General features: G+C 38.1%; 5 protein-coding genes. 3 read left to right on the forward strand and 2 right to left on the reverse strand.

From position 1 onward, the window contains the following. Positions 1-327 precede the first annotated feature (327 nt). Positions 328-1,560, reverse strand: a complete 1,233-nt coding sequence (locus tag ACE01U_RS14115) for an OmpP1/FadL family transporter (RefSeq protein ID WP_119064271.1) — start codon at positions 1,558-1,560, stop codon at positions 328-330. A 698-nt stretch (positions 1,561-2,258) separates the two neighbouring features. Between ACE01U_RS14115 and ACE01U_RS14120 the strand changes: the two genes are divergently transcribed. Next, positions 2,259-3,068, forward strand: coding sequence for a transporter (locus tag ACE01U_RS14120; protein WP_228146971.1), 810 nt, complete (start codon positions 2,259-2,261; stop codon positions 3,066-3,068). Positions 3,069-3,136: 68 nt separating this feature from the next. Here the strand turns inward: ACE01U_RS14120 and ACE01U_RS14125 are convergent, their stop codons facing one another. Beyond that, the gene (locus tag ACE01U_RS14125) at positions 3,137-4,156 is read right to left on the reverse strand and encodes an AraC family transcriptional regulator (RefSeq protein ID WP_395579778.1); all 1,020 of its coding nucleotides are present in this window, start codon (positions 4,154-4,156) and stop codon (positions 3,137-3,139) included. 151 nt (positions 4,157-4,307) lie between these two features. On the opposite strand from ACE01U_RS14125, the gene ACE01U_RS14130 reads away from it, so the two are divergent. Both ACE01U_RS14130 and ACE01U_RS14135 read left to right on the forward strand, forming a co-directional pair. Next, positions 4,308-5,753, forward strand: a complete 1,446-nt coding sequence (locus ACE01U_RS14130) for a coniferyl aldehyde dehydrogenase (RefSeq protein ID WP_395579779.1) — start codon at positions 4,308-4,310, stop codon at positions 5,751-5,753. Between the two features lie 111 nt (positions 5,754-5,864). After that, positions 5,865-6,380, forward strand: coding sequence for an NAD(P)-binding protein (locus tag ACE01U_RS14135; protein WP_395579780.1), 516 nt, complete (start codon positions 5,865-5,867; stop codon positions 6,378-6,380). The last annotated feature ends 95 nt before the right edge of the window (positions 6,381-6,475 follow it).

Here is a 6,475-nt window from a genome sequence, read left to right on the forward strand (position 1 = left end):
CATTCCTTGTTGTAGCTTTATGTAAATGATTGGCACGAAAAGTAACATAAATAAAAAAAGAGTAAATGCTCAGATCAGGTTATGAAATGAACTGGCGAAGTTAAAAAATGTACTTGCTTAGAGTAAAAACACTAAAAAGACTAATTAATTTTATGATTTTTATAAACTTATTTTTAGAGTGGGGTGTGAGGTATTTATTGTCATGAAAAAAGTTTAAGTGTTGATTTGTTGTTCAAATGAGTGACAAGTGTATAAAAAGTAAGAAAGGCTTTTATTCCAAGAAAAAGAAAAAACCATCTTTATAGATGGTTTTTTCAGTATAGCTAATTAGAACTTGTAACCGATTTTCAAACCATACGCTAGAGCTGTGCTGTCTTCGAATTCTGCAACATAAGAGTCGGTATCAAATTGAGCGCCAGATTGTGCTTTCGCATCGCCTAGCCAGAAGTATTTTACACCGCCTGCAATAAATGTAGCTGGTGTAGGGCTATATTGAACGCCTAAACCGACATTCCAATAACCTTCTGTTGGACCAAGCGTTGTCACAGGGTTACCTGCACCAGAGTCCCAACCTACAGAGATATTACCTGCCCATTGATCATTTAATTTGCGACCTACACCTACGGTTGCAGACCACTGGTCGTCTGTATATGCTACAAGGTCAAAACCGTCTGGTTTACCAACAGCAGGTCCAATGGCAGCACTGGCTTTACCAAATGCATAAGGACGAATTGAAAAGTCTTTCCAATTTACCCAACGTACATTTGCAAACGCTACCGTATTTGCCATGATGCCAGTTTGGAAATCAAGGTTAACAGATTGTGGTGTCGTAATATCTGTTGAACCTTTTCCTGCATTAGCATTAATGAGTGCAGGAACAGGTAGAGCAGCGAGGTTTGTACCAGAGGATGACTCATCCACAACTAAAGAGTGTTCAATTTCTGAACGATAAGTAACCGATGCTTTTAAAGCAATCTCTGGGATTTGATATGCAAAACCAGCTAACCAACCAGCAGCACTATCTTCTTTTATACTTGCTTTATAACCTGAAAAACCAGTAGTGGTTAACGGAGTACCGCTATACGCTCGGCCTTGAAGCTCTACATTTCCTTTAATGGTTTGATATACACCACCACCGTAGATATTCCAATTTTCTGTTGGTTGAAAACCAAAAATCATAGAGATGTTTTGTGTATCCACTTCTACACTTGTATCTCCATTTGAGCTAGTGAAAGCTGCAGAAGATGTATATTCAGCGTCGGCACCAAAAGGCTGGTCGTAAATTAAACCGAAAGAGAATTTATCCGTTAATTGTAGTTTTAATGCAGCGCTTGGGAAATAATAATCCCCAGCCATATCGCCAGTTTTTTCCCCGCCATAACTTGCAGTTGTTTTACCAGATACATCTGGATCTAATACTGAAATACCTGCTTCAAAGTAGTTGCCTGGTTGTAAGAATGCTGAGATAGACTGACCTGAACGATCGAGTGCAGCGGCAAATGCCCCCGTCATTGGTACAGTTGCTAAAATCATTGCTGTCGTTAATGTCTTTAATTTCATTCTACGTCTTTCCTTGAGGTGCAAATGTTTGTTGCTCATTTTGTGTTTATGCTTTTTGGCTTTTGGAGAAATCGTTTTACCGAAATCATTTGTTACTCCATGTCACAAAAATAGCACAATTAAAATAAGAGTAAATGCTCTAGGACTAACTCGGCAGTTCAAAAAATAGTCTAAATAGAGTTTTTATACTAAAAAAAAGCCTTTTTAAGCATTAAATCTTTGAAAAATATAAGTATATAATTTGAAATATAAAATTTTCTTTTGGTTAAAAAATAAGCATAAAAATAAGAAATAAATAAGCTTCGTGGCGTCAAATACAGATTTTTATTTGATGTTTATGTGTTTCACCTAAAAATTATTTATGATTCAAGCCTTTTTATATAAACACGGACCAAGCACTTATTTCTGCAATCAATTTACTATAATGAAACCAAGGTTAAAAACTGTTGCAGCTATTATGAATTGTGCTATAAAAAACTAAGCTTTAATCCAATAAGCAAAGTAATAAGATTCAAAATTTATAATATTAAAAATTTAGGCATATTTAATCAGTGGGATACGGAAGCTTTGATATTCATTCAAAGAGCCGTATGTGCTAGTTGAGTCAGTGTAGTTAGTAGAAAAAGAGCAAGTGTTTGTTATAACTCAATAATATCCATAAATTATAAAGGGGCATTCGGTATATGAATCATTTTTCTATGAGAAACAGAAAGCTAGAAATATTACTTTCCTTAATGGTATGCAGTGTCTTTTGTAACTCTCAAGCTTTTGCCGATGATGCAGATTTAGCAAAGCAATTGTCAAATCCTGTTGCAAATCTGGTGAGCGTACCTTTTCAGTTTAATTACGATGAGAATATTGGTGCAGCTGAGAATATTGAACGTTATCAACTGAATATTCAGCCTGTAATACCGATTGAGTTGAATGAAAATTGGAATTTGATTTCACGTACAGTTTTACCTGTGACTTATCAAGTCTATAACGAATCAAACCTTGAGGATGATTGGGGGGTAGGTGATATTGTACAAAGTCTATTTTTCTCTCCTTCGAAAACTTCTGAGAGTGGAATTACCTGGGGAGTTGGTCCAGCGATATTACTTCCGACAGCCTCAGAAAAAACTTTGGGTGCAGATCAATATGGACTTGGACCGACTTTTGTTATTTTGAAACAAACACATGGTTGGACAGTGGGTGCTTTGGCAAACCATATTTGGGGAGTAGAACATGATGATGACGTGGATGCCATCAGTAGTACTTTTGTGCAACCTTTTGTAAGTTATACCTATCCGAACAGTACGACCGTGGGTCTAAATACAGAAACAACCTATGATTGGAATTCTGAAGAGGCCACAATGCCAGTAAATCTTACTGTTACAAAAGTTATTAATCTAAATGGGCAGTTGATCAGTGTTGGTGCGGGTGCGAGATATTGGGCGGATGATCATGATGCTAGCCCTAAAGGTTGGGGAGCACGATTGATTGCTTCTTTTGTTTTCCCTAAAAAATAAAAAATGGACTTTAATGTGTAGGGTTAACCTGTCACATACTCATTTTGAATTCCAATGAAAGTGAGAAGTTATTCTAGATGACTTCTCACTTTATTTTTCCATTCATTTGCTGGATAGCCAAACCAGTTTTTAAAGTTCCGACTAAAAATTGACAGCTCGGCATAGCCTAACTGTAAGGCTATGTCTGTTAAGCTAATATTACCTGCGTCAATCATGCGCAGAGCTTCTTTTTTACGAACATTTTCGAGCAAATCGCGATAGCTGGTTCCTTGTTGCTTTAAGGTGCGTTGTAGTTTTTTGGGATGTATCCCCAGACACAATGCGATATTTTCAATACTACAATCACCAGTTGCCATTAACATACGAATGGAGCTTTCAATGAGAAGGGTTTGATCATCTGCCTTGGTACTGCTTTGCATCTCAAGGCGCTGTAGAATCAGTTGATCGACTAAATCTTCATTGAAATTATAGGGTTTAAGCGTTAAAAATGCTGCTGGGAAGTACAGGGCATCTTCATCTTTTTCAAACTCAACTTCACAGGGAAAATGTTCTTTAAAAACATGCGCGCTGTGTTGAGGTGCTCTTTGTTTTAGGCAGATTTTTTCTGCATACCAAGGTGGCCCGATTAAATCCTTGAGAATATTGCTGACTAGACAAATTGCGAGTTGTGACTTTTGTGGCATGTCGATGTTGTAGTCATTTAGACGGACAAAGTTGAGTCTACATGTTTGCGCATTATAACGGGTTACTTGAAATACAATTCCTTCAGCATGAAGGTAAACATATTTTTGGGCAACTTTTAGCGCCTCCAAAATGCTTAGCTGTCGTGACATGTACACACCAATTAAGCCAATAGTACTAATATTTTGCAGCGCGCCGAGTTTTAGGCCAAAGCACTCTTCTTGGCACACGAAAGCGGCTTTTTCTAATAAACTTAAATAATGATCATAATGAATAAACGCATCGGGATCTCGAAGTAAAGAAGGTAAAATCCCAATGTCTTTTAAAATTTCAATAGGATTTACATCATAGCTTCGGACGAGTTCTTCAAATCCACCAAGGCTGGCTGCACGAATATAGCTGGCCATAACAATGTTCCATATTGTCCTGAAAGATCAAATAAGTGTCCTAAAAAGTCAAGCCAATTTCAAGTAATTTGATAAAGTAGGATGAGAGTTCAGCTTAACCTAATCGACGACCAGTAAATCACCACTTTTTAGCTGTTAATAAGGAACGCTTATGCAACTTACGGCTCAGTCTCATATCGAGCAAACAGTGATGGAACAGACACTACACAATGCTTTCAAATTACAGCGCAGTCACTTTCTTGAGCAAGGCATTGAAACCCTTGCACAAAGAAAACAGCACTTATTGAATTTAAAAGCGCTGATTAATAATCATCGTGAAGCGATTATTGATGCTTTAAATCAGGATTATGGTAACCGTTCACGTCATGAAACGTTATTGGCTGAAATTATTACTGTTACTGATGACATTAATGGAAGTATCAAACACTTAAAACAGTGGACCAAAGTACAAAGCCGTCATGTCGATCATAGCCTGTACTTTGGTGCAAAGAACCGTGTAATTCCACAACCATTGGGTGTGATTGGCGTGATCGTACCGTGGAATTTTCCGATTAATTTGATGTTTTCTCAACTCTCTGCGGTATTTGCAGCAGGTAATACAGCTATGGTCAAAATGTCTGAAAATTCAAGGTATTTGGCCCAACTACTGATTGAGCTCAGCCCTAAATATTTTAAAGCTGAGAAATTGCAAATTTTCGATGAAACCGGAGAGGTGGGAATCGCTTTTTCAAAGCTTCCGTTCGATCATTTGATCTTTACAGGTTCTGGTGCAACCGGGCGTAAAGTCATGGCTGCGGCAGCACAAAATTTGACGCCTGTGACTTTGGAATTGGGGGGGAAATCCCCTGCGGTGATTGATCCTGAGTACCCTATGGAAAAAGCGGTCGAACGGATTCTGTTTGTCAAACAGTTTAATGCGGGGCAAATCTGTACCAATGTGGATTATGTTTTTGTACATGAGACGAAGTTGCAAGCATTCATCCATACGGCAACGGCATGGGTAAAAGCGCATGTCCCAGATATTCATAGTCACGACTATACGTCTGTTATTGATGAGCGTGCTTACCAACGCTTAGTGCATACACTTGCAGATGCCGAAGCTAAGGGCGCAAGTCTGATTAATTTGAACCAACAAGAACCGGATGCTACGACGCGAAAGTTTCCACTGACTTTGGTCTTGAACAGTAATGATGGGATGGAAATTGATACCCGTGAAACTTTTGGTCCAATCTTGATGGTGAAAACCTATCAAAAGCCTGAAGAGGTGGTGGACTATATTATTCAGCGTGATCGACCATTGGCATTTTATCCATTTAGTCATAATAAAAAATTAGTTGAATTCTATATTAGCCGAGTTATGTCGGGCGGGGTTTCGGTCAATGATGCATTATTTCATGTTGGACAACATGACTTGCCGTTTGGTGGTGTTGGTGCCAGCGGGATGGGACATTATCACGGTTATGAAGGCTTTTTGACTTTTTCAAAAATGCGCCCTGTGTTTTATCAGGCGGGTTTTTCGAGTTTGAAGTTTTTAGCTCCTCCTTATGGAAAATTTGCCAATTGGTTATTGAACCTTTTGATTCGTATTAAGTCATAAGCGAGTCAGTTTAAAACTTATACATATATTCGCTTCAATCTGAACAGTTTGAAGCGAAGAGATCGTTGTATTTAAAAACAGAAGAATAAAACTATTAAAGGAGTTAATAGGATGAATGATCAGGATTTTGACTATGACCAAATTGTGATTGGTTCGGGCTTCGGTGGATCAGTCAGTGCATTACGCTTGAGTGAAAAAGGCAATACGGTTCTGATTTTAGAAAAGGGCTTGAGACGAGGCGATCAAGATTTTCCTGAAACGAACTTAGATACTAAAAATTATCTGTGGGTACCTGAGTTGGGGTTTAAAGGCACATTACAATTCACTTTTACCAATAAAACCACAATTATTCATGGTGTTGGGGGAGGGTCACAAATTTATGCCAATGTGCATTTAATTCCATCAGATGAAGTATTTGAGTCTGTAGCATGGACCAAGATTCGTGCTGATTGGAAGGAAACGCTAATGCCTTTTTATGGATTGGCACAGCGCATGTTAGGTACAGCCAATAATACTTATACCAACGTGGCTGATGAGACTTTGAAGCAAGTTGCTACTGAAATGGGTTATGCACGTTCATTTAAAACAGTAAATACAGGGGTGTTCTCACTGCTGTCCCATAGTTAGACTTAAATAAAAAAACCTGAGTCCAAAGTAGTTAAAATATAAGTGCGAACAAACACTTCAACTACAAGGATTCAGGTTTTGTCACATCAGAATAC

The organism is Acinetobacter halobius (assembly GCF_044130335.1).
Taxonomy (GTDB): Bacteria; Pseudomonadota; Gammaproteobacteria; order Pseudomonadales; family Moraxellaceae; genus Acinetobacter.

Bases quoted from the DNA above. Each gene is read 5' to 3' on its own strand.
- ACE01U_RS14115 (WP_119064271.1), bottom strand. From the start codon at position 1,560: ATGAAATTAAAGACATTAACGACAGCAATGATTTTAGCAACTGTACCA.
- ACE01U_RS14120 (WP_228146971.1), top strand. From the start codon at position 2,259: ATGAGAAACAGAAAGCTAGAAATATTACTTTCCTTAATGGTATGCAGT.
- ACE01U_RS14125 (WP_395579778.1), bottom strand. From the start codon at position 4,156: ATGGCCAGCTATATTCGTGCAGCCAGCCTTGGTGGATTTGAAGAACTC.
- ACE01U_RS14130 (WP_395579779.1), top strand. From the start codon at position 4,308: ATGCAACTTACGGCTCAGTCTCATATCGAGCAAACAGTGATGGAACAG.
- ACE01U_RS14135 (WP_395579780.1), top strand. From the start codon at position 5,865: ATGAATGATCAGGATTTTGACTATGACCAAATTGTGATTGGTTCGGGC.